This is a genomic window from Kaistella sp. SH40-3, assembly GCF_030686865.1.
Taxonomy (GTDB): domain Bacteria; phylum Bacteroidota; class Bacteroidia; order Flavobacteriales; family Weeksellaceae; genus Kaistella.
The window spans coordinates 116818-140811 of the sequence record NZ_JAQYUS010000004.1; the positions used below are offsets into that span (position 1 = coordinate 116818).

Genomic DNA, 23994 nt, shown 5'->3' on the forward strand with positions numbered 1-23994 from the left:
ATGCAAATATAAGGAAACACAGATAATTTCGTTAATAGAATTATATTTACACCGAAATTAATTTTGAAAAGTACTTAAATAAATTATTTTTGCATCTTTAAACAACACTTTTGAGAAAAATCACCATCACTTTTGCTTCATTATTTGCGGGCTTATTTTCTGCTCAGGTAGGGACGAATGTATATCCTTTTCTGAATATTCCTGTGTCTGCACGGCAAGCAGCTTTGGGTGGTGACGCTGTTTCAATTCGTGATTTCGATGTGAGTTTTGCTGGTGTAAATCCAGGTTTAATGAATTTGGATCAGGATCAAATGGTTTCTGTGAACTACGCTTCTTACCTGGCCGATTCGCAATATGGAACGATTAGTTTTGTAAAAGATTTAGAAGAGGGTCATTTAATCGGCTTCAATGCTCGATATATGGATTACGGTAAAATGCCACGAACCGACGAAAGTGCTCAGATTAGCGGAGATTTTGGTGCCATGGATGCATCTCTCGGGCTTTCCTACGCTTACCAGTTTGATGAAGATTTTACAATTGCAGGTGGTGCTAATTTCGTGACCTCAAAAATTGATAATTATACATCGATGGCAGTGGTCGGGACGGCTGGAGTTACCTATCATAATAAACAAAGTCAGGAAACTTTGGCTTTGGTTTTCCGTAATTTTGGATATCAGTTTAAATCATTTAATGGCACACGGGAAAATGTTGCTTTTCGTGTTGATTTAGGATATACCCGAATTTTAGATGAATTCCCGTTAGCATTTACAATTACTGCACACGATTTACAAAAACTTAATATCTCCCAGGATTTAGATAATAACGGACAAAAAATTAATTGGAGCCGAAAAGTTGCCGATCACTTTTCTCTAGGCGCCGAATTATTCCCTGAGCAAGCCTTCAACATTCGTTTTGGATATAATGTAAGACGCGGAAATGAACTTGCCGTGATCGATCAAAGAAGTTTCGCCGGATTATCCGCAGGTTTTGGAATCAAAATTTCCAGTTTTCGGTTTGATTATGCTCATGTGAGATATCACAACGCTTCAAATATTAATATGTTCGGGATTACTTTAGATTTAATTGAAGTATCTGGCAATAGAAGATAAAATTTTTCCACAAAAATTCATTTTTACCTTCAACCAATGTCTAAATCGGATTTCCGCTAAGTAGATCAAACAAGCCATCTCTTGTTACCTTAAGTTAATAAGTTATGATACGAAAAGGTTTGAAAAAATAGTCAATTGCTTAAAAAATCAATCAAGAAGATATCTACTAAAGTTCCGCAATTAATTTGTTCCCTCCAAAAAAAATCAGGAAATTTGCCTTATGAGAAAACCTGTAATTGCTATCGACGGCTACTCTTCTACTGGTAAAAGTTCGATTTCGAAAATTATCGCACAAAAACTGGGCTTGGTTCATTTAGATACCGGTGCGCTCTATCGTGGGATTACCTATTTTGCCTTGAAAAATTGTTTGGGTCCTGATGGTCAAATAAACTTACCTGAGCTCTTTAGCAGGTTTAATAAAATCGATTTGGAATTTAAACCCATCGATACCGAACTCGTGATGTTCCTGAATGGGAAAGATATTTCTACTGAAATAAGAACCAACGAGATTTCTGAAAAAGTTAGTTTAATCGCTTTGCAAAAAGAAGTTCGTGATTTCCTTTTGGATGCTCAAAGAAGTATGGCAGAAAAAGGCGGCGTTATTATGGATGGTCGCGATATTGGAACTGTAATTTTGCCCAATGCAGATTTTAAATTCTTTTTGACAGCAAGTGTAGAAGAACGGACAAAAAGGCGCTTTTTAGAATTAAAGGGATTAGGAATAGAAACTGATGAAACCACGGTGAGAGAAAACTTACTGTCGAGAGATAAAACAGACAGCGAAAGAGAAGTCGCTCCGTTGAAAAAAGCGGAAGATGCTATTGTTATTGATAATTCGAATTTTACAAAAAACGAAACTGTTGATTTAATTTTATCCTATCTGAATGATATTTAACATATTTTAAGACTACCTCTTTTTTATTTGGTATATTAATTGTAACTTTAGAATAGATGGAAAATCCCATCGAGGTAAAATTTATTAACTATTAAAATTAACTAAAATGTCGAAAAAAGGTAATAATAACGCAGCGAGTGTATTAGCAGGTTTATTAGCAGGAGCAGCAGCAGGTGTTGTTCTTGGAATGCTTTATGCTCCAGAAGAAGGTGCAGAAACAAGAAAAAAAATCAAGAGCAAAGCAAATGATTTAAAAGATCAAGCAGTTGATCAATATGGTAAAGTTTCTGAAAAAGCAAAAGAGCAGTTCGAAGACGTATCTGGAAAAGTAAAAGACCAATACGGAAATATCTCCACTCAACTTAAAGAAACTGCTGATAAAGTAGTAACTTCTGTGAAAGATGGTTATGATAAATACAAAGATCAGGCGGTTGCTAAAACCAAAGAAGTTGTAGAAGACGTCGAGAATGAATTAGACGGTTTGAGATCTTAATTCTCCCAACCATTAATTCCTAAAAAATAAAAAGGAACTTTATTTAAGTTCCTTTTTTTGTAAATTTAAAAAAAATATTATGGTTGACATTGTAAAAGAATTCGCCTCAAAAAAAATAGATCTGCTCAAAATGGAAGTGACTGAAAAGTCCTCTATCACAGTAGGAACACTAACCTATCTTTTACTTGCAGCAATCGCGGCGTTGTTTTTCATCATCCTTTTTAATATTGGTTTGGGTTTATTGATTGGCTCCTGGTTAGGTAATTACGCCTACGGAATTTTAATCATGGCTGGGTTTTATTTATTGATTATCTTAATCACTTTTGCAGCCCGAAACTTCATTAAAATTAAGGTAGCAAATAAAATTATAACATTTATAAATTCCTAAAGATGAGCACGAAATATAACAATTTGGAGGAACTGAGACGCAAAAAAGCATTGCTTAAAAAAGAAGTGGCGGAATTAGAAGATCTTTTGACTTTTGATAATGCAAAAGAAAGTTTGAGCGCTTTAACCAATGGATTTACAGATAAATATTTACAGGAAAATACAACTGTAGACGGAGAATCTAAAATATCTTTAAATACAACTTCTATTGTTAAAGAAATTTCTGGCAATATTAAAGATTCACTGCTGAGCAGAAGTTCAGTGTATGGTTTTGTGAAAAGTGATGCCGGAATGAGTGTTGTAGAAAATGCACTTAAAATTGGCGCTGTTTCTTTTGTAGGGAATTATGCAAGAAAAAATTTAAATAATAAAAGTTGGAAGAAGAAATTAATCGGTTTGGCTTTAATTTATTTAGCACCTTATGCTTTACGATTCATCCGTAAAAAAATCGATCTTTATCAAAAAAGCAAAACCACTTCAAGTTTTGAGCAATTGATCTAAAAAAAACAAAGTCGAATTTATTCGACTTATTTTCTGCCAAAAATCTGACCTAAAATAATTCCAGCAGACATCGCAACATTCAAACTTTCTGTAGTTTGAGATTTCCCAAAACGGGGAATCGTGACTTTATCGGTCAATAATTTTTCAATCTCAGGACGAATTCCGTTTCCTTCATTACCAAGAACCAAATTGAATTTTTCAGGAAATTTATAATCATAAAAACTGCTTCCATTCATATCGGTTCCGATAATCGGTTGGGTATTTTTGGTCAAATAATTTTCTAAATTCTGATATACAATATTTACCCGAAGAAAAGATCCCATACTTGCCTGAATCACTTTTGGATTGTAAAAGTCTGCGGTATCTTCACTACAGATGATTTGAGAAATGCCGAACCAATCTGCCAAACGTATAATTGTTCCTAAATTCCCTGGATCCTGAATCCCATCTAAAATTAGCTGCACACCACTTTCTTCCAGCAACAATTCTTCTTTCAATTCGCATACTGCTACCGAATCTTTCGGATGTTGAAGAAAACTTATTTTCTTTAAATCGTTCGGAGTAATTTCTGTTGCAGTAAGGTTTCCCAGTGATGAATCTGCAGGATTAACCGAAAAAACCTCATTGATTCTGTAATCAGAAGTTGGTATTTCTTTAATCGTTTTATTACCTTCAACCAAAAACAAATTGTATTTTTGTCTGAACTTCTTTTTATCAAGAGACTGTAAAATTTTTATTTTATGAGCGGTAAGCATTTTTCAAAATATTTTCAAAAGTATTACTTATTTTTTTCATCTGCAATCACTATTATCTTTTTGTACGCTTGTAGTACAACGAAAAAAGTTCCTGATGGTGAATATCTTTTGACCAAAAATAATTTCAGATATGAAGATGGAAAAGTACATGAAGACGAAATCCCCGATTATGTAAGTCAAAAACCGAATAAAAAACAACTTTTTCTTTTTCCCCTTGGATTGTGGATGTATAATGCAACCAATCCAAAATACGATTCTATTCTGGCAGAATACATGACGTATCCGAATGAGATGCGCGACCAGAAACTTCGGGATTCTCTCTTTATTAAATATAAACATCCGGAATATGTAGGCAAAAGTCTTTTTACAGAACGTTTCTTACAAAATATCGGGCAATCGCCAGTTATTCTTGATCAAGGTAAAACGGAAGCAAGTGCAAACGCTATCCGCAAATATTTAGTCTATAAAGGTTACTGGGATTCTGATGTAAAATTTAGCCAAGATTTGGATTCTGCTGCTAAAAAGGCGCAGGTAAATTATTTAATTACCCATAAAGATCCCACGTATATCAGCGATTATTATTATAATATCCCAGATTCTTCGATCAAAAGTATTTATGAGCAAAATCTTTCTAAAAGTTTAGTTCGCGGTAAAAAAGTTCTGGATCAGGAGGTTTTAGAAAAAGAAGTAAAAAGAATCGGCGAATTGATGAAAGACAATGGGTACTATAAATTTAATAATTCTAATGAAGAAATTTATTTTACCGCAGATACTTTGCAAAGTAGAAAAAATGTTCCTTTGACCATGGATATTCACAAAGATTCTGTGGATTCTCCTTATAAACTTACCACTATTGGTAAAGTTAAAGTTCATCTTCTAGAAAAACTCAGCGATTCTGTTGATACAGTAAAAGATTCACTCTTAAGAATTAACTTCTACAAACTCGATGACCAATATAAAACATTGGCATTGTGGAGACCAATTATTCTGCGTCCGGGAGAAGTTTATGACCAGAGAAATCTCGATTTAACAAAGAGAAATATTGCTGCAATGAATAATTTCAGTCTTATAAAATATGATGAAATTCTTCGCAAATCAAGTGACAGTATTTTAGATGTGAGTTATTATCTCGCGCCCCTTCCAAAATACGATTTAAAAGTTGCAACCGATCTTAACTATTCTCAGATTTTAAATTTCGGGGTTTCGCCTTCAGTCGATCTTACGAGCCGAAATATTTTTGGCGGAGCAGAAAACTTAACCACCAGTCTTTCGGGAACATTCGGTTCCGTGATTAGTTCCAAAAATACTGACAAGCGTACTTTGGCGTATGAAATTTCTGCACAGGCCTCATTGAATTTTCCAAGATTACTCCTTCCTTTTAAAACTTGGAAAATCGTTCCGAAAAGGTACTCGCCTACTTCCTCTATTATTTTAGGAACTACGGTTCAAGATAATATTGGCTTAGGTAGAATAGGCTTTAATGCTGGACTCAATTACTTTGCTAACGCTAATGATATCGTTTCTCACCGACTTTCGGTCTTCAATACGCAGTTAAGTTTAACGCAAAACAAAGATCGTTACTATGACTTTTTCCCCCAGGATGCAAGCATTCGCGACAAAATATTCCAGACTTATTCACCGACTTTGTGGCAAGATTTTCAAAATAATTTGATCACGTCAGATGCTTTCTCTTCTCAAATTGTAAACGATATTCCCTTTCAGCAATCTTTGGCAGGTGAACAACTTTCAGATCTGAATACGTTTCTGCAATCATTGATTAACAAAGACAGACAAACGCAGGACATTCTTATTTCCTCCATGATCTATAATTTTGTTTATAATGAAATCGGTAAAAAAGACCGACCAAACCCTTTCTATTTTAATGGAAAGTTTGAAATGGCTGGAAATGTTTTCAGCGTATTCAACAGCAGAAGAAGAGAAGATGGAATTGTTTCCGGACCATCCAGAACTATTTTTAGTATTCCCTATTCTCAGTTTGTAAAATTTGATTTCGATGTCAGAAAATATTTCACCTTTAATAACGAAAAACAAACGCTGGCTTTAAGACAGTTCATCGGAATCGGAATTCCTTATGGCAATTCTTCTACCATGCCCTTTGTACGGTCTTATTTTAATGGTGGATCTAATGATATTCGTGCTTGGCGTGTATTCGGCGGTCTTGGTCCGGCAGATTCCCAACTCGATGAGAAAGTTCGTTCCTATGTGATGGATAATGTAAAACTAACCACTAATATAGAATACCGAATGCCGTTTACCGATATGTTTGAAGGCGCCGCTTTTATAGATGCCGGAAATATCTGGAGTTTAAAAGACAGTGGTTTCGGGGATCAGTTTAAGTTTAATAAATTCCTCTCGCAAATGGGAGTTGGAACTGGTCTGGGAGTCAGAATTAATGTCGCTTATATCACGTTAAGGTTAGACGCTGCCTACAAAGTTTATGATCCAAATAAACCAACCGGCGACCGCTGGGTGATCAGCAAATGGCAACCGCTGAAACCAGTCTTGAATTTTGCATTTGGATATCCTTTCTAAGGAGAGTTTCTCAAAGATTTGTTTTAAGATAAATGTAAGTTTTTATCACTTTTATAAGTAATATGCCGGAAAATCACCGGCATATTTTTATTATCTTTGATAATACCAAAACAAAAATATGAATCTAGCGAAACCATTTATCCACATTGCTTTTTTAAGCCTCTCCATTTTTATTTCTTCTCAGGAAAAAAATCTGCAGAATATTCAGAAACTCACTTTCGGTGGTGATAATGCGGAAGCCTATTTTTCCCCTGATGGAAAAAAACTGACGATGCAGGTTACCAATCCTTTAATTGGGGCGCACTGTGATCAGATTTATCTTTTAGATCTAACCAAAAAAAACATCGGAACCAAAGATTTGAAAATGGTTTCTAATGGCGAGGGCAGAACAACCTGTTCCTTTTTTATGCCCGATGGAAAACACATTCTCTACGCCTCTACTTTTAAAGCCAATAAAGAATGTCCCGCAAAACCTGCACCTCGTTCTGATGGTAAATACCTTTGGCCCGTTTATGCAGAATTTGATATTTACGTTGCCGACCTTAACGGAAAAATAATTAAAAAACTCACCGATTCTCCAGGTTATGATGCGGAAGCCGTAGTCTCTCCGGATGGAAAATATATTGTTTTCACTTCCGACCGAACAGGTGATCTCGAATTATGGCGAATGGATATTAATGGTAAAAATTTAAAGCAATTAACTTCTGGATTAGGTTATGATGGCGGCGCTTTCTTTTCTCACGATTCCAAAAAACTGGTCTTCCGTTCTTCGCGACCTACAACGCCCGAAGCAATTAAAGACTATAAAGATTTGTTGGCTCAGCATCTCGTTGCTCCCACAGAAATGGAAATCTATACCATGAATATTGATGGAAGCGATTTAAAACAAGTCACTCATTTAGGAAAAGCGAACTGGTCGCCGTACTTTCATCCATCTGATAAAAAGATTTTATTCTCCTCAAATCATCATTCTACCAGAGGATATGATTTCCAGATTTACTCGGTGGATCTCGATGGAAATAATTTAACACAAGTCACTTACGAAAGTATGTTTAATGCGTTTCCAATGTTTTCACCTGATGGTAAGAAACTCGTTTTCTCCAGTAATCGAAATGGGGACAAAGCAAATGAAACCAACGTTTTTATCGCAGACTGGGTTGATACAGATACAGCAGAAAATGTCTCAGAACAAAATTTAAAAAACCATATTACCTACCTCGCTTCCGATGATTTGCAAGGAAGATTGGCCGGAAGTCTGGGCGAAAAGAAAGCCTCAGAGTATATTGCAAAAGAATTTACAAAACTAAAGTTGAAACCATTTATTGGTAAAGATTATATCCAGCCTTTTGAATATTCGGTAAAACTAAATCCGCATGAAGATGGTTCTTCAGTAGAAGTAAATGCCAGAAATGTGATTGGCTATTTAGATAATAAAGCCAGCAAAACAATATTGATCGGAGCGCATTACGACCATCTTGGTTTAAACGAGCACCACAACTCTACTTTAATGAATTCGGACGGCCAAATTCACAACGGTGCAGATGATAACGCATCTGGAGTTTCTGCAGTTTTAGAATTAGCCCGAATGTTTTCTCAAAATAAATCTCAAGAAAAAGCCAATTATATTTTCGCTCTTTTATCCGGGGAAGAAGATGGTTTAATGGGTTCCAAATATATGGCAGACCATTTACCGAAAGGAACAAAAATCGATTTAATGATTAATTTGGATATGGTGGGCCGTCTCAATAAAGACAAAGATTTATCTGTTGGTGGCGTGGGAACTTCTCCTCTATTTCCTGATTATATTCATCGCTTCAAACCTGCGGGAATCAACCTGGCAATTGACAGTTCAGGTGTTGGACCTTCTGATCATACCAGTTTTTATTTAAAAGATATTCCGGTTTTATTTATGTTCACCGGCACGCACAGCGATTATCATAAACCGAGTGACGATACGGATAAGATTAATTTTAATGGCGTCAGAATGGTTACCAATTACGTTTTCGGTTTAGCAAATGCTTTGTCGGAAACTGAAAAAATCCCTTTCACCAAAACCAAAATGTCAGCAAGCAAATCGGTTCCGAAATACAAAGTAACGTTGGGAATTATGCCTAGTTACGCCGATACCACAGATGGCCTTCACATCGATGGTGTTACCGATAACCGTCCGGGAGCAAATGCCGGAATGATGGCAGGCGATGTTTTAACCAAGATCGGTAAATGCGAAATTAAAGAAGTCTATTCTTATATGGAATGTCTGGCCAAAGTCAATTCAGGCGACGAACTTCCGGTTACGGTTTTGCGTGATGGCAAGGAAGTTATTTTGAAGGTGAAGTTTTAGGGTTTACTATTTACTAGAAGCATTTATAAAAAAACCACACGAAAGGATTCGTGCGGCAGCGTGGGACTGTTAATTCATTTCTTGTCTTTCAGACAAAACGAAAGTTTAGTTATAGGTGGCAGTTTCTTTATTCAATTAGGTTAGTTTTTAAATCCATTCTTTCATGTAGTATTCTAATTACTTCTATTTCATTTTCAGAAATTTGATGGAAAAAGATGATGTGCTTCCCAGATTTAAAACCAAACAAATTTTTGCTAATTTCAGTATAAATTTTTCCAAGATTAGGATTTTCAACGATAAATTCGCATGCCTCTTTAATTGCATCATAATATTTATCGGCTTGTTTTTCAGACCATTCTTGAAAAGTATAATTCCAAATGTCAGTTAAATCATTTATTGCTTCTTGCCTAAATATAACTTTAGTCATTTTTTCTTTTTTCAGATTTTAATTCTGCTAAATGTTTATCAAAATCAAAGTTTTCAACTCTTGGACTATTCAAACCTTGCTGGATAGCACTTTTTAAAGCAATAACTTTACTTTCTTCATTTTCCAAGAGCCTAAGTCCTGCACGAATAACTTCGCTAACATTTTTATATCGTCCGACCGAAACTTGGCTACTAACGAATTGGTCAAAATAATTTCCGAGGGATACTGAGGTGTTTTTCATTTCAAAATCTTTCTGTAAAGTTACCAAAAATTGGTAAGTACCCAAATAATTAAGATTAATTATTTTTATTTTAGACGGTTTTTATGAAATTGCCACCAACGTTTGGGTATTTCTGTTGGCGGGGACTTTTTATAACAAGTCTTTGTAAATATAACGAAAAGCACAACTAGCGAAAAATTTTATGATGTAAACTTCAACCCCGCTAATAGAAATACCTTCTTTACTTTACATTCATAAAATTAATACCTTTAAATAAACAAGACAGAGGTGAACTAGAAATACCGTTAGAGATTAGAAGTCTCAAATAACATATCAGTCCTCTGCCTTGTTTTAAAAGGTTGAAACAGCTTTAGATAGAATACCAGATTACCCAGATCTAATAAAGATTTTAAAGAATTTCAACATTAATTTAATACCCTACTAAATTATGAAAAATTACAGAATTTATCTCGGAATTGATGTGGCTAAATTAACCCTCGATTATTGCCTGGTAACAGAAGATCACCAGCTGGAAAGAGGACAAATTCTCAACACCCAAAAATCCTTGAACTTATTTTTAAAAGACCTCAAAAAAGGCGGACACGATTTAAAGGAAATACTTTTCGTATTTGAAAACACAGGCATTTATTCCTCTCTGCTATCGATGGTTTTAAGCGAAAGTGAACTTCACTATGCGCAGGTTCCAGCCCTGGAAATAAAACGATCTCTGGGAATTACACGTGGCAAAAGTGATAAAGTAGACGCCAAATAAATTGCATTTTACGCCAAACGAAACACCGATAAAATCATGCTTTCCGTACTTCCGGAATTGAATCTGCAGCAACTAAAAATCGTATTTGCTGAACGCGAGAAAACCATTGCTGCCATTAAAGTTTTTGAAAGAACCATGGAAAACGAAATGTTCCTCAGGAAAGAAGTTTTCGGCAGCGTAAAAGCCATCAATCGTCAAACGGTGAAACACCTAAAAAAACAGTTTGCAATGCTGGATGAGAAGATTAAAAAACTGATTCGCGAAGATGAAGTTCTGAACAAACAGCAGCAACTTCTAAAAAGCATTCCCGGAATTGGTGAGATCACTTCCGACTACCTTTTAATGGTGACCAAAGGCTTTACTGCATTCACAAACGGAAGAAAATTTGCGTGTTATTCGGGAGTTGCACCTTTCGAACATACCTCTGGAACTAGCATTAAAGGAAAAACCAGGGTCAGTCATCTGGCGGATAAAAAGATGAAATCGCTTCTACATATGGTTTCGCTCACTGCAATTAAATACGATCCTGAACTGAGAGATTATTACACCCGAAAAAAAGCGGAAGGAAAGCATACGATGTTGGTTTTAAACAACATAAAATGTAAAATTGTGTACAGAATATTTGCCGTGATCCAACGAGAATCAAACTTTGTCAACCTACAAAAATTTGCTGCTTAGTTTTTTCAGTTTTTGCTTGCTTTTTGTCATAGAATATGTTAGCAGGAGTTTTTAATTAACGGAAAGCTGGTTAATTTTTGTTTAATAATTTGACTTGGAATTTTGTTTGAAATTATTTCTATTAAATCTTTCGAATAAAGATTAGTTAAATATATTTTACTCATGTTTTTATGTTCTATTTCAATATAGAAGTATGAACATTGATAAGGAAGATTTGATAAGGAAGTTTTATTTATTGATTGATAGGTTCCAAATACTGTTATTTTTTCAATATTTTCATAATTGATTACGTCATTTCCAAATTGAAGTTTATCACTTTGTAAAGTTAGATTCTTGTTCTTATTATATTTTTCATAATTAGAATGAAGGATAATTACTGGTGCAAGGTAAAGTATCAAGTAAAATGCTAATAGAATTAGAGATAAAAACGGAAGTTCAGCATAAAATAAAACTGTCAAACCCAAAAAGAAGAATATTACGGTAACAATTATTAAATCTTGTAAAGCATGAAATTCGGTTTTATTGTTGATTTCCAATTTGATATCTGTTTTCATAAAATTACTGCTAACTTATTTATAGATGAAACCCAGTTAAACCTATCCCTCCCTTTTGGTATAGATAGGTCTCTTAACCATCATCTTTATTAATCATACCAATTTATAATATATTTCTAAATTATCCCCCCTTCCACACAAATAATTTCGATTAATCATCACAAATAATTATAATTTTCTTTTTTTACTAAAATTGTTAGGCTCTAGAAATAAGCAAATCCTTGCAAGACGCCATCTCATCACCCAAAAAAAATCATCAATTACGGTTGTTTACCCATAATTATACGTTCGCAACCGCTCCCGATACGTTCGGGACGTATAATTATACCCTCACCAACGTATAATTATACCTTCGGAACCGCAAATTATACGTTACCCTACGTATAATTATACGTTCGGAACCACAAATGATGGGGACAGAGCGTATAATTAGGGGTATTAGGTATATTACAACCAACTTTATGAAACAATACTCGTTTTTTATAACACAAAAAAACCTGCATCAATCATGGTGCAGGTTTACTTTTCTTTAAATTAGAGATGCTACTCTACAATTGGAGCTCCTTTTTGTTTTGGATTCTTCGCAAAGAATTGTTTAAGCTCAGTCATTTTCGTCTCATAACCTGGTGTTCCAGAACCAGCACGGTACGAGGTGTAGGCGTAATCTGATAGCGCCGTTTGGTAATTATCGTAATCATGCAGGATTTTGGCATTGCGCAAGTTGAGCGCCAGAGACTCTAAACGTGCGATCAAACTTTCATAATGACCACGGCTTTCATAATCGCGGTCAAACTCTACCCAATCTACATCGGTTACAGAAAGTTCGGGACTGTTCACATAAAAGTCTTTTACCTTGTTTACCAATAATTTGTTTTGTTCATTGATGCTGCCGTAGCGGCTGCGATCTTCCGGGGTCAGGGGAACATTTATATTTTGCAAGGTCGTTTCTAAATCGACCATCGCTTGTTTGATGGTGGTGATTTCGGCTGGTGTAAGATGTACACTTCTTAAATTAATGAGCGGCATAGTTTTATTTTTTAATTGGTTAATGGGATAAAGATAATTATAAGATTAGAAGCCAACCCATGAAAAACACCTAATAAAAAGGGTTAAAAGACCTGAAAGTAATTTGGAGGGAAAAATTCACGTCTTTCTTGTAATAAAAAGAAAGACAACAAAAAAGACGCTCAATAAAGCGTCTTTCTATTGTCTTTTTAAAATCTATAGTACTTATATTCTTCACCAGTTATGAACGAATCATTTCATGTGGTTTTTGTATAATGAACTAAAGTTTCTATTCTTCCGGAAACTCAAACAAATCACCAATTGTTCCTTCTTCCGGGATTTCCTCCTCCTCCTCATTTTCCGATTGATCTTGTGGATCAGGTATTTCAATAATTTCTTCTTCCGGCTCTGGAATGTTGATATTGATGGCTTTTACTTTTTCTTTAATGAATTGGTTTCCGATGGCTTTGATTCCTTTAACCGCAATGAACTCATCAATATTAATGATTTCAGGATCTTTTTCTACGCCTTTTACTTTGGCAAAAACAATTTCAGCCGTCGCATTATTGGCGACTAAAACATTTTCTACAAAGGATTTGGGATGTTCAGACGGCATAAAATGCTGAACATTCGTAGTGTTCTCCAGCAGGAATCTTTTTATAAAATAAATCTGCTTTTCACCATCAAAATAAATACAGGTAATCGGTTGGTCTGGATTCCATTTTTCCAGGATCAAATACTCATCATCGAAACGGTTACTTAATTCAAAACTCACCAGTTTGGCTTCTCCCTGAGCGTTGATGGTCAGGATTTTATCATCACCTTTGAAAGTTCCGAGCAAAGTTCCGCGTGCATCAGCATTTAATCGACGAACGGTATCATCAAACCAAATTTTTCTCGGTGCCAAAGTCGAATGACCTTCTTCTTTAAGATCTACTTTCTTAACGATATATTTGGTCACCATATTTCCTTTGGAATCACGGCCTTTAATCGCTAAGTCTGAGAAATCGATATCTATTTTATTTTTTCGAACGCGCGCATTTGGTTTCAATAAAACAGTAACCTTTTCGGCTTCACCATTCGGATTTGCAGAGAAATATAACATCTCAGAACCTTTCTTATCAGACGCTAATTTGTAGTCTGTATTACGCGTTACTCCGGTTACCGAAAAACGTTTCATATAATTAGGTCCGTCTTTTCCTTCGCGGTAAATCATATTGTAAACCGTGCGTTTATCATTCTTCTTCCAAATGGCAACGTGCACGATATTTTTCCCGATAAACGTTTTTGGTTCCACTTTCACCACCTTCATGGTACCATCTTTTTGAAAGGTGATAATGTCGTCGATATCGGAACAGTCAAATAAATATTCGTCTTTTTTCAGCGAAGTTCCAATGAAACCTTCGTCCCAATTCACATAGAATTTTTCGTTTGCTACCGCAACTTTGGAAGCATCAATAGTGTCGAAAATCCTTAGTTCTGTTCTACGTTCTTTTCCTTTTCCGTATTTTTTTTGAATATTCACGTAATAGTCAATCGCGTACGGAATCAAATGTTCCAGATTATATTTAACCTGCTCTATTTTTCCTTCGAGAGCAAGAATATTTTCTTTGAATTTATCCAGGTCAAAACGTGAAATTCTCTTGATTCGAATTTCTGTTAATCTTAAAATATCCTCTTCGGTTACGGCTCTTAGTAAATGTTTGGTATGCGGTTTTAAGCCTTTACCAATGGTTGCAATGACTTCGTCCCAAGATTTAACTTCCTCGATATCGTGATAAATTCTGTTCTCGATAAAAATTCTTTCCAGAGAAGAAAAATGCCAGTTTTCCTGCAGTTCATGCAATTCGATTTGCAATTCTTTTTTAAGCAAAGAAACGGTGTGCTCGGTGTTCTGTCTCAGGATTTCCGACACGGTCAGGAACATAGGCTTATCCCCTACAATCACACACGCATTCGGTGAAATCGGAATTTCACAATCGGTAAAAGCATATAAAGCATCGATGGTTTTATCGGGCGAAACATCATTGGTTAAGAAAATATTGATTTCTACTTCATCGGAAGTATTGTCTTCAATTTTCTTGATTTTAATCTTCCCTTTCTCATTGGCTTTAATGATGGAGTCAATTAAATCACTGGTGTTTTTCCCAAAAGGAAGTTCGGTAATACAAAGTGTATTTTTATCTTTCTGAATAATTCTGGCTCTGGCACGGATTCTTCCGCCACGTTCGCCGTCATTATAATTAGAAACATCGAGCATTCCACCCGTAATAAAATCTGGGAAAATCTGAAATTTCTTGCCCTTCAAATGAGCAATAGAAGCATCAATTAATTCATTGAAATTGTGAGGCATAATCTTGGTAGAAAGCCCTACTCCAATTCCCTCCACACCCGAGGCTAAAAGCAAAGGAAACTTTACTGGTAAGTCGATGGGCTCATTATTTCTACCGTCGTAAGATTTTGCCCATTCTGTTGTCTTTGGATTAAAGACCACTTCTAAAGCGAACGGCGTTAATCGCGCTTCAATATATCTTGCAGCAGCCGCAGAATCTCCGGTGAAAATATTCCCCCAGTTTCCCTGCGTATCGATTAATAATTCTTTTTGACCAATCTGCACCATAGCATCGGTAATCGAGGCATCACCGTGTGGATGGTACTTCATGGTATTCCCGACTACATTGGCAACTTTGTTATATCGGCCATCTTCCAACTCCCGCATGGAGTGCATAATTCTTCTTTGTACAGGTTTAAACCCATCAAAAATAGAAGGAATTGCCCGATCCAAAATTACATAAGATGCGTAATCTAAAAACCAGTCTTTATAGAGACCGGAGACTTTTTTCAGGGATTCTTCCTGGTGATTTTCTTGCTCTTCCATTAACTATTCTACTCTCTCGTTTGTTCTTTATTACCTTTAATGACTTTGCTGAGAGAAAACTTCAGGTCATTTAACTCTTTGTTTGTAAGATACGAAACGTCATATCGTAACGTAAGTTTACTGTTCTTTTTACTTGAAATAGTAGTGTATAATCTTTTTAGAATTCCAACATTGATGACTTCATAACTGAGTAACTTATACTTTGGGAACTCATCACTTAAACTCTTATCTAAAAAGGCAAATACATTTCTATTTTTAAAATTCAGTGCTTCACCATCGCTGTCATATTCGAAAATCTGTCTTCCTCTAAAATAAAACAACATGAGCAACACAGTAGGAAAAAGAAGCAAAAGCCATTGGGTCCAATCCATATAATCATAGACAAAATACTCCAGCAAAAAGGCTGCGACGCCAAAAACAAATACCATAATCACCAAGGTTCCCAGGAAATTAAAGTAATTTGCTTTGTTTCTGTTACTAAGTCTCATGAATTATGTTTTTTATTTCTAAAGATTTTCGATGCTAAGACTCCGTTTCTAATATGACTTCTTTTTTATCGATATCGGGATCTTCAATCACCAAATTCTCCAAAATGAACAGTTGCCGGTCCAGCGTATTTTTACCCATATAAAATTCCAATAACTGCTCTATCGTTTGATCTTTGCCGATTACGACCGGTTCTAAGCGAATATCTTTTCCAATAAAATGTTTGAACTCATCCGGTGAAATTTCTCCAAGCCCTTTAAATCGGGTGATTTCAGGATTTTTTCCTAATTCCTGCATCGCTTTTACGCGTTCTGTCTCAGAATAGCAATATCTGGTTTCTTTCTTATTCCGAACTCTAAATAATGGTGTTTGCAAAATATACAAATGTCCATTTTTTATTAAATCCGGGAAAAATTGCAGGAAGAAGGTGATCATCAATAAACGAATGTGCATTCCATCAACATCGGCATCAGTTGCGATAATGACGTGATTGTAGCGCAAGTCTTCTAAAGAATCTTCAATGTTTAAAGCCGCCTGTAAATAGTTGAATTCTTCATTTTCATACACCACTCTTTTGGTTAAACCATAGCAGTTTAGCGGTTTTCCTTTTAATGAAAATACGGCCTGAGTTTCTACATCTCTGGATTTGGTAATCGACCCGGAAGCAGAATCTCCTTCGGTAATGAAAATCATTGTTTCTCCTTTTCTTACCGCTTTCTGGTCATTATAATGCTGGCGGCAATCGCGAAGTTTTTTATTGTGAAGAGAAACTTTCTTGGCTCTTTCTCTCGCCAATTTCTGAATCCCCGAAAGTTCTTTTCGTTCTCTTTCAGAAATAATGATTTTACGGTGAATCGCTTCTGCAATCTCTTGATTTTGATGAAGGAAATTATCGAGTTTATTTTTCAAGAAATTGGTAATGAAAGTTCTTACCGTTTCTTTGCCCGGCTCTATTTCATTGGAACCTAATTTCGTTTTTGTTTGAGATTCAAAAACGGGTTCAATTACTTTTATGGCAATGGCGGCAATAATCGATTTTCGAATATCTGCTGCCTCAAAGTTTTTTCCGAAAAATTCCCGAATAGTTTTTACATACGCTTCCCGAAAAGCATTAAGGTGCGTTCCACCTTGCGTGGTGTTTTGTCCGTTCACGAAAGAGAAATACGTTTCAGACTGTGATTTATCTGAATGCGTGATCGCAACTTCAATATCCTCATCTTTTAAGTGAACAATCGGATAAATAATTTCACCTTCTATTTCTTCATCAAGCAAATCTTTCAGTCCATTTTCAGAGAAAAAGGTTTCGCCGTTAAAAACTATTTTCAAACCTGGATTCAGGTAGCAATAATTTTTGAGCATTTTCTCGATGTACTCTTTTCTAAACTTGAAATGCGTAAAAATCGTAGTGTCTGGAATGAAGGTAATTTCGGTTCCATTTCTGTCTGTAGATTCCGTTTCTTCAAAATCTTCCGTAATTAATCCTTTCGAAAATTCGGCAATTTTCATTTTGCCGTCACGGATGGATTTTACTTTGAAGAATTCTGAAAGAGCATTTACTGCTTTTGTTCCGACTCCATTTAAACCGACTGATTTTTTAAAGGCTTTCGAATCGTACTTTCCACCGGTATTCATTTTAGAAACAGCGTCAACTACTTTACCTAAAGGAATCCCACGACCGTAATCACGAATAATCGCTTTACCATCGTCGATTTTTATTTCAATTCTTTTCCCGGATTTCATCACGAATTCATCAATTGAATTGTCGATGATTTCTTTGAGCAAAATATAAATTCCGTCGTCCGCCGATGAACCATCACCCAATTTACCAATATACATTCCGGGTCTAATCCGGATGTGCTCTTGCCAATCGAGGGTTCTAATATTATCTTCGGAATAATTAACAGTAGTGTTGTCGCTCATATTTTGATAGAAACTGCTTTATAAAATCAGTAACTCACAAAAATAGCGAAAGCAAACTGATTTCTAAAATTTTGTGGAAAAGTTTTCGATAACTTTCTATCATTAATGAAATTAGGACTTCTATTTTATAATTTTAACATCAGTTTCTTTAAAAATGATTAATCCATTTTTCAAAAGCCAGCATGTAATCTGTCAGAAATTTCTCTGTTTTTTCATTGACTGTTTTACCGTCTTCCAGTAACAATTCATTAACTCTCCCGATATAGGCTTCTGGTTGCTGCATTATTGGAACATCCAAGAAAACTACGGCTTGGCGGATATTATGGTTAGAAGCCAAACCGCCCGGCGCACCTGGTGAAACAGTAACTACCGCACCCGATTTCCCTTTCCACACACTTTTTCCTGCAGGTCGCGAGCCAACATCGATAGCGTTTTTTAAAGCACCTGGAATGGTTCGGTTATATTCCGGAGAAACAAAAAGAATGGCATCTGAATTTTTAATTTTATCCCGAAAATCAGTCCATTCTTTGGGTGAATTGGTATCTATATCTTCATTATAAAGCGGTAAATTACCAATTTCTACGATTTCCATTTTTAAAGTTTTGGGAGCGAGGCGAATCAATTCGTTGGCTATTTTTCTGTTGAAAGATTCTTTTCTTAAACTGCCGACCAAAACTGAGATTTTCTTTTCCATCATTTTAATTTGAATTAAAGATACAGATACTCTTCATTAAAAACGTTATTAACAGCCTATTTAACAAATATTTATATAAAAAAAACAGCGAAAGAAAATCCTTCACTGTTTAAAATACATTTAGTTTGATTATTTTTTAATAAACTTTCTTGAAATTACTTCATTCCCGCTATAAATGTTTAAGATATATTGTCCGGCAGAAAGGTTTAAAACATCAATGTCTGAAGAAGTAGTTTCAATCACTTTTTTACCAGTCATATCGAAAATACGAACCTTTTGTAAATCTTTTATATTTTGAATTTTAATGAAATCTGAAGTAGGATTTGGATAGATTGAAACCTGAGATTTCTGAGAATCGGAAACCGCTAATAAAGTTTGAGTAATTTCAACATCATCCAAACCAAGATAAAGAATGTCTGTACAATCATAATGTCTGAATACCAGTTTAACATCTTGTCCCGCAAAAGATGAAATATCGACTTTTACCAATTTAGCGGTCTGAAAATATCCACCATCTAAAGTTTCTTCAAAGACAGGTGTTTCTGAACCGGTAAATTCTGAATCAAAAGGGATAACATAGACGGCATAATGTTCTTCGAAAAATCCTTCTTCATCATCGGCAGCAGAAACTTTAAAACTCAACTCTAAATTTCCCGTGGCAGGGATCGAAATTTTTGGGCTCGTTATGGTATTGTCAGGTGTCATTGCACCAAAAAACCAAGACCAAGACCAGGCAAAATCACCTGTAAAAGAAGGCGCCTCCGCTTCTGCAGCGTTTACAAATTCCCACGTATCCTCATCACCATCTCTATCTCCGATGGTCCACAGACTTCTGGTGGAATCTTGGTTAAAGTCTTCTTTGAAAACAACGGTTTGCCCGAAATAAAATGCTCCTAAACCTAATGCCGAAGCCAAAAGTAATTTTTTAATCATAATTAATTTAATTTTTGAGTTGACAATATATAAAAAAAAGGTTTACTAATAATTCAGTAAACCTTTTTTGGATGAAAGTAAATCAGTTTAATTATACATTAAATCTAAAGTTCATCATATCGCCATCCTGAACAATATATTCTTTTCCTTCTACAGCAAGTTTTCCGGCTTCTTTTACTTTGGCTTCTGATCCAAATTTTATAAAGTCCTCATACTTAATTACTTCGGCACGGATAAATCCTTTTTCGAAATCAGTGTGAATTACTCCTGCAGCCTGTGGTGCAGTCCAACCACGACCAATCGTCCAAGCACGAACTTCTTTAACACCCGCTGTGAAATAAGTTTGCAATTTTAATAAATCGTAGGCTTTTCTAATCAATCGGTTTACACCAGGTTCTTTTAAACCCAATTCTTCTAAGAACATTTCTCTTTCTTCGAAAGTTTCTAATTCATTGATATCTGCTTCGATTTGAGCGGCAAGAACTACGACTTCAGCGTTTTCTTTTGCAGCCATTTCTTCAATTTTTGCAATCCATTCGTTCCCGTTTTTAATTGAATTTTCATCAACATTACAAACATAAAGAACTGGTTTATTGGTCAATAACTGAACATCTGAAATAATGGATTCCGCAAAATCATCCTTCGGGAATTCTCGTGCGTTGTTTCCTTCTTCTACAAATTTCTGTAAATTAAGAAGGGTTTCGTAAGTCATCACATCATCTTTTTTACCAGACTTGATGAATTTTTTCGCCTTCTCCACTGCTTTGGTTAAAGTTTCAATATCTTTCAACTGAAGTTCGATATCGATAATATCTTTATCACGCATTGGATCTACCGAACCTTCAACGTGAACGATATTTCCATTTTCGAAACATCTTAAAACATGAATAATTGCTTCACATTCTCTAATGTTTGCCAGGAATTTATTTCCTAAACCTTCCCCTTTACTTGCACCTTTTACCAAACCTGCAATATCCACGATTTCTACGACGGCCGGTAAAACTCTTTCCGGTTTTACTAATTTTTCAAGTTCAAACAAACGCTCGTCCGGTACAGAAACTGTTCCGATATTAGGTTCGATGGTACAGAAAGGATAGTTGGCAGATTGCGCTTTGGCATTGCTTAAACAGTTAAAAAGGGTTGATTTACCTACATTGGGTAAACCTACGATTCCACATTTCATATCTTTAGTTCAAAGTTTATAAATCAAGGTTTAAAGTCGTCCTTAAACCCATTAAATTGAGAGTTGGCAAAGATAAAGATTTTGAGTGAGTTATGGAATAAAAAAAATCTGCCTTTAAACGAAGCAGATTTAAATATAATTTGAGAAGTATTAAGGATTTTCAGAAGTTGCATCTCTTGCCAAGTCGGCATCATCGGGTGCGCTGCCTAATTCTTTATCTAAATTGAAGAGTGATTCATCGGTCGCTTTTTCTCCGCCAGCAATTTTCAATTTGTCGATGAGATCCATGGCTAACGTTTCTTCCTCAATCTGTTCTTTTACAAACCATTGCAAGAAATTCCAGGTTGCCCAGTCTTTTTCTTCAAGTGCCATGTTTACGAGATTATAAATCTTTTCGGTATTATCAACCTCATGTTTAAAAACCTGATTGAAACAATCGCTCATGTTTTTAGGATCTTTGTCAGCAGGTTTCAAAGCCGTCACCGTAGGTTTTCCACCTCTATTCAAGATATATTCCATGAATTTTATCGAATGATTTCTTTCTTCTAAGGAGTGTCTGAAAAGGAAATTTCCGATGCCGTCATATCCTTTATCAGTTGCCCAAATTCCATAAGATAATAAGTATGTGATTGAAATAATTCGACATTCATTTGGGTGCTTAATGCCTGTTCCAACGTTGATGAAATTCTTTTCGTATCCATAATTTATTTTTTTAATGATTTAATTTTTAAGAGCAAGAATAATTCCTTTGTACAATTCTTATTTTATTTTAAGGATTCTTTAACAAATAATAGGTAGAACTTTTAATTCAAAATTGAAATAATAATAATTTTTATTTTAATTACAAAATTAATCACATTGATAATCAATTCAATATATAAATATTTAATTGTATCACTACAAAAATAGTTGTACAATTAAAATTTAATTCTACATTTGTATCACTAAACAAATAGTGATATGAAAATCTCTCAATTAACAAAAGCGGAAGAACAGGTGATGCACTATCTCTGGGACTTAAAAAAAGCTTTCCTAAAAGATATTCTAGAACAGTTCCCAGAACCTAAACCGCATACGAATACGGTTTCAACAATTTTGAAAGTTTTAAAAGAAAAGGACTTTGTTGATTATGAAGTCTTCGGCAGACAGCATCAATATTTTCCTTTAGTTTCGAAAGAAAAATACAGTGGAAAATCGATGAAAAGTTTGGTGAAAAATTATTTTGAAGGCTCTTATAAAAACGCTGTTTCTTTTCTGGTCGAAAAAAACGAAATGAGCGTTGAAGATCTTGAAATGCTCTTAAATGAACTTAAAAATAAAGACTGATGGAAGCACTATTTTTATACTTCGGGAAAGTTATTTTTACGTCGGGTGTAATGTTTTTGTATTACAAGTTGTTTCTTAAAGACAAGACTTTTCATCATTATAATCGCTTCTATTTGTTAGCGGCTGTCTTAACAAGTTTAACATTGCCTTTACTGCAAGTGAGTTATTTTACCCTTGAAGTAAACAGCAATATGTATTTATTAATTAACAGCTTACAAAATTTAAGTTCAACTAATAATTCAAATAATGATTTCAATTATTTTAAAATTGGCGCTTTTTTTACTGGATTGGTTGCTGTCTCTTTTCTAACGAAATTAATTTTCGGACTGGTTAAAATTCAGATCTTAAAAAAGAAGTTTAGCAAAGAAAATTTCGAAGAAATCAGTTTTTATCAGACCGATTTGGCGGAAGCACCATTTTCATTTTTCAAAAATTTATTCTGGAAAAATTCTATTGAACTTCAATCCGATTTAGGCCGTCAAATTCTGAAGCACGAAATGGTTCATATCGAACAGAAACATTCCTGGGACAAAATTTTCCTCGAAATCATCACTTCCCTATTTTGGTTTAATCCTTTCTTTTATTTGATCAAAAAAGAAATCAATTTAATACACGAATATCTTGCTGATAATAAAGCCGTTAAAAACTCGGACACCAAAGCATTTGCGCAGATGCTTTTGGCAACTCACTTTTCCGGAAAACAGTTACCTGCAACGAGTCCGTTCCTTAGTTCTAACCTCAAAAAAAGATTAACAATGCTTAAAAAATCAAAAACAAAATTCAGTTATGCGCGACGAATCTTAGCGTTGCCACTTTTATTTATCCTTTCGTTTCTCTACCTAATCAATGCGAAGAATAAAGAAATTATCAATACGAATCTTGAAATCGAAAACGTCGTATCTCAATTGAAATCGGATACGATTAAACCGAAAAACGAAACCAAATCGATCAGTCAGAACGATGTCGCGATCGGAGCTGATGGAACAAAACTGGACCAAGAACATCCTAAACTTTTCAGCGAGAATGACACGATCATAGTAGATGACGTTAGCGAATCTGCTGAATTCAAAAAGAGAATCGCTGAGGCTGAAAAATTGGCTAAAAAAGCAGAGCAAAAAATGAATTCGCCTCAATTAAAGAAGAGAATTAAAGAGGCTGAAAAAAGAGCGGCAGAAGCTGACCGATTGGTAAATTCTCCCGAATTTAAAAAGAGAATAGAAGATGCTGAAAAAAGAGCGACGGAAGCTGATCGTTTAGTGAATTCTCCAGAATTTAAGAAGAGAATTGCAAATGCAGAGAAAAGAGCAGCCGAAGCAGAAAAATTAGTCAATTCTCCAGAATTTAAAAAAAGAATTGAAGATGCTGAAAAGAGCGCGGCAAGATCGGAACAAAAATTAAAGTACGCCGAATTCAAACAAAATGTAGAAGGTGCAGAAATAATAGCAATCGAACCATCGACTTACAAACCCAATTCAGGAATAAAATTTACTGACGAAACAGACATTTTCATAAATGGCAAATCTGCTACGAGAGAAGAAATGCAAATACTGAATCCAAAGAAAATAGAATCGGTTGTCGTGACGAAGAAAGATTTTGATGGAAAGAAAAGAGGACAAATTCACATCAAACTTAAAAAATAACTAATTCTTTACATTAATTTCTAATTCTTCATATTTGAACAAACTACTTTTTCTTTCACTCTTTACTTTCTGTCTCGGAAATGCTCAAAATCAAAGGTTCAGTTATGTCTCAAAGGCAATTTTAGAAAAAGAAATTACAGCAACCGGATCAATGAATGTAAAATCGGATATGAGAAAAGGATTGTTTAGACACGTAATCATTAAAGAATCGCCTGATTTCAAAACTTTTTTGATGACACTTAGA

Annotated in this window: 23 protein-coding genes; 11 read left to right on the forward strand and 12 right to left on the reverse strand. The window is 35.0% G+C overall.

What is annotated here, in order from left to right; all coding sequences use genetic code 11:
- The first annotated feature begins 110 nt into the window (after positions 1 to 110).
- From porQ to PUH65_RS08160, 5 genes are all read left to right on the forward strand, one after another.
- Positions 111 to 1109 carry a type IX secretion system protein PorQ gene (gene porQ, locus PUH65_RS08140; RefSeq protein ID WP_305519439.1) on the forward strand — a complete coding sequence of 333 codons (999 nt, stop codon included), beginning with the start codon at positions 111 to 113 and terminating at the stop codon, positions 1107 to 1109.
- A 220-nt stretch (positions 1110 to 1329) separates the two neighbouring features.
- Entirely contained in the window at positions 1330 to 2004 is a 675-nt protein-coding gene (gene cmk, locus PUH65_RS08145) for a (d)CMP kinase (protein ID WP_305519441.1), read from the forward strand.
- A 106-nt stretch (positions 2005 to 2110) separates the two neighbouring features.
- Entirely contained in the window at positions 2111 to 2497 is a 387-nt protein-coding gene (locus PUH65_RS08150) for a YtxH domain-containing protein (RefSeq protein ID WP_305519442.1), read from the forward strand.
- A 79-nt stretch (positions 2498 to 2576) separates the two neighbouring features.
- On the forward strand, positions 2577 to 2885 hold the full coding sequence (locus tag PUH65_RS08155; protein WP_305519443.1) for a hypothetical protein: 309 nt from the start codon (positions 2577 to 2579) through the stop codon (positions 2883 to 2885).
- A 2-nt stretch (positions 2886 to 2887) separates the two neighbouring features.
- The gene (locus PUH65_RS08160) at positions 2888 to 3385 is read left to right on the forward strand and encodes a phosphoribosyl-ATP pyrophosphatase (RefSeq protein ID WP_305519444.1); all 498 of its coding nucleotides are present in this window, start codon (positions 2888 to 2890) and stop codon (positions 3383 to 3385) included.
- Positions 3386 to 3411: 26 nt separating this feature from the next.
- Here PUH65_RS08160 and PUH65_RS08165 read toward each other — a convergent pair whose 3' ends face one another.
- The gene (locus PUH65_RS08165; protein WP_305519445.1) at positions 3412 to 4140 is read right to left on the reverse strand and encodes an RNA methyltransferase; all 729 of its coding nucleotides are present in this window, start codon (positions 4138 to 4140) and stop codon (positions 3412 to 3414) included.
- Here PUH65_RS08165 and PUH65_RS08170 point away from each other — a divergent pair.
- Both PUH65_RS08170 and PUH65_RS08175 read left to right on the forward strand, forming a co-directional pair.
- A complete protein-coding gene (locus PUH65_RS08170; protein ID WP_305519446.1) occupies positions 4126 to 6693 on the forward strand; it encodes a BamA/TamA family outer membrane protein in 2568 nt (855 codons plus the stop codon). The two genes, PUH65_RS08165 and PUH65_RS08170, sit on opposite strands and share 15 nt — an antisense overlap.
- A gap of 118 nt (positions 6694 to 6811) precedes the next feature.
- Positions 6812 to 9034 (forward strand): M20/M25/M40 family metallo-hydrolase, encoded by a 2223-nt coding sequence (locus PUH65_RS08175; RefSeq protein ID WP_305519447.1) that lies wholly within the window; start codon positions 6812 to 6814, stop codon positions 9032 to 9034.
- A 127-nt stretch (positions 9035 to 9161) separates the two neighbouring features.
- Here PUH65_RS08175 and PUH65_RS08180 read toward each other — a convergent pair whose 3' ends face one another.
- Together PUH65_RS08180 and PUH65_RS08185 are read right to left on the reverse strand one after the other, a co-directional pair.
- Positions 9162 to 9461, reverse strand: coding sequence for a type II toxin-antitoxin system RelE/ParE family toxin (locus PUH65_RS08180; protein WP_305519448.1), 300 nt, complete (start codon positions 9459 to 9461; stop codon positions 9162 to 9164).
- Complete coding sequence (locus tag PUH65_RS08185) at positions 9454 to 9702, reverse strand: type II toxin-antitoxin system ParD family antitoxin (protein WP_305519449.1); 249 nt, start codon at positions 9700 to 9702, stop codon at positions 9454 to 9456. The genes PUH65_RS08180 and PUH65_RS08185 overlap by 8 nt, the downstream gene beginning before the upstream one ends.
- Before the next feature lie 427 nt (positions 9703 to 10129).
- On the opposite strand from PUH65_RS08185, the gene PUH65_RS08190 reads away from it, so the two are divergent.
- Together PUH65_RS08190 and PUH65_RS08195 are read left to right on the forward strand one after the other, a co-directional pair.
- A complete protein-coding gene (locus PUH65_RS08190; protein ID WP_305519450.1) occupies positions 10130 to 10453 on the forward strand; it encodes a transposase in 324 nt (107 codons plus the stop codon).
- 36 nt (positions 10454 to 10489) lie between these two features.
- Positions 10490 to 11131, forward strand: a complete 642-nt coding sequence (locus tag PUH65_RS08195; protein WP_305519451.1) for an IS110 family transposase — start codon at positions 10490 to 10492, stop codon at positions 11129 to 11131.
- Between the two features lie 38 nt (positions 11132 to 11169).
- Here PUH65_RS08195 and PUH65_RS08200 read toward each other — a convergent pair whose 3' ends face one another.
- The 9 genes from PUH65_RS08200 to PUH65_RS08240 all read right to left on the reverse strand — a co-directional run bounded on the left by PUH65_RS08200 (position 11170) and on the right by PUH65_RS08240 (position 21504).
- Positions 11170 to 11685, reverse strand: coding sequence for a hypothetical protein (locus PUH65_RS08200; RefSeq protein ID WP_305519452.1), 516 nt, complete (start codon positions 11683 to 11685; stop codon positions 11170 to 11172).
- Positions 11686 to 12228: 543 nt separating this feature from the next.
- A complete protein-coding gene (locus PUH65_RS08205; RefSeq protein ID WP_305519454.1) occupies positions 12229 to 12711 on the reverse strand; it encodes a hypothetical protein in 483 nt (160 codons plus the stop codon).
- A 268-nt stretch (positions 12712 to 12979) separates the two neighbouring features.
- Positions 12980 to 15568 (reverse strand): DNA gyrase/topoisomerase IV subunit A, encoded by a 2589-nt coding sequence (locus PUH65_RS08210; protein WP_305519456.1) that lies wholly within the window; start codon positions 15566 to 15568, stop codon positions 12980 to 12982.
- An 8-nt stretch (positions 15569 to 15576) separates the two neighbouring features.
- On the reverse strand, positions 15577 to 16056 hold the full coding sequence (locus PUH65_RS08215) for a hypothetical protein (RefSeq protein ID WP_305519458.1): 480 nt from the start codon (positions 16054 to 16056) through the stop codon (positions 15577 to 15579).
- A gap of 34 nt (positions 16057 to 16090) precedes the next feature.
- Entirely contained in the window at positions 16091 to 17974 is a 1884-nt protein-coding gene (locus tag PUH65_RS08220) for a DNA topoisomerase IV subunit B (protein WP_305519460.1), read from the reverse strand.
- Between the two features lie 148 nt (positions 17975 to 18122).
- Positions 18123 to 18668, reverse strand: coding sequence for an NADPH-dependent FMN reductase (locus PUH65_RS08225; protein ID WP_305519461.1), 546 nt, complete (start codon positions 18666 to 18668; stop codon positions 18123 to 18125).
- Positions 18669 to 18797: 129 nt separating this feature from the next.
- A complete protein-coding gene (locus tag PUH65_RS08230) occupies positions 18798 to 19601 on the reverse strand; it encodes a T9SS-dependent choice-of-anchor J family protein (RefSeq protein WP_305519462.1) in 804 nt (267 codons plus the stop codon).
- 91 nt (positions 19602 to 19692) lie between these two features.
- The gene (gene ychF, locus PUH65_RS08235; RefSeq protein ID WP_305519463.1) at positions 19693 to 20784 is read right to left on the reverse strand and encodes a redox-regulated ATPase YchF; all 1092 of its coding nucleotides are present in this window, start codon (positions 20782 to 20784) and stop codon (positions 19693 to 19695) included.
- Between the two features lie 150 nt (positions 20785 to 20934).
- The gene (locus PUH65_RS08240; protein ID WP_370692031.1) at positions 20935 to 21504 is read right to left on the reverse strand and encodes a ferritin; all 570 of its coding nucleotides are present in this window, start codon (positions 21502 to 21504) and stop codon (positions 20935 to 20937) included.
- A gap of 240 nt (positions 21505 to 21744) precedes the next feature.
- Between PUH65_RS08240 and PUH65_RS08245 the strand changes: the two genes are divergently transcribed.
- Positions 21745 to 22110, forward strand: coding sequence for a BlaI/MecI/CopY family transcriptional regulator (locus PUH65_RS08245; protein ID WP_305519464.1), 366 nt, complete (start codon positions 21745 to 21747; stop codon positions 22108 to 22110).
- On the forward strand, positions 22110 to 23750 hold the full coding sequence (locus PUH65_RS08250) for a M56 family metallopeptidase (RefSeq protein ID WP_305519465.1): 1641 nt from the start codon (positions 22110 to 22112) through the stop codon (positions 23748 to 23750). Before PUH65_RS08245 ends, PUH65_RS08250 begins: the two co-directional genes overlap by 1 nt.
- Positions 23751 to 23994 lie beyond the last annotated feature (244 nt).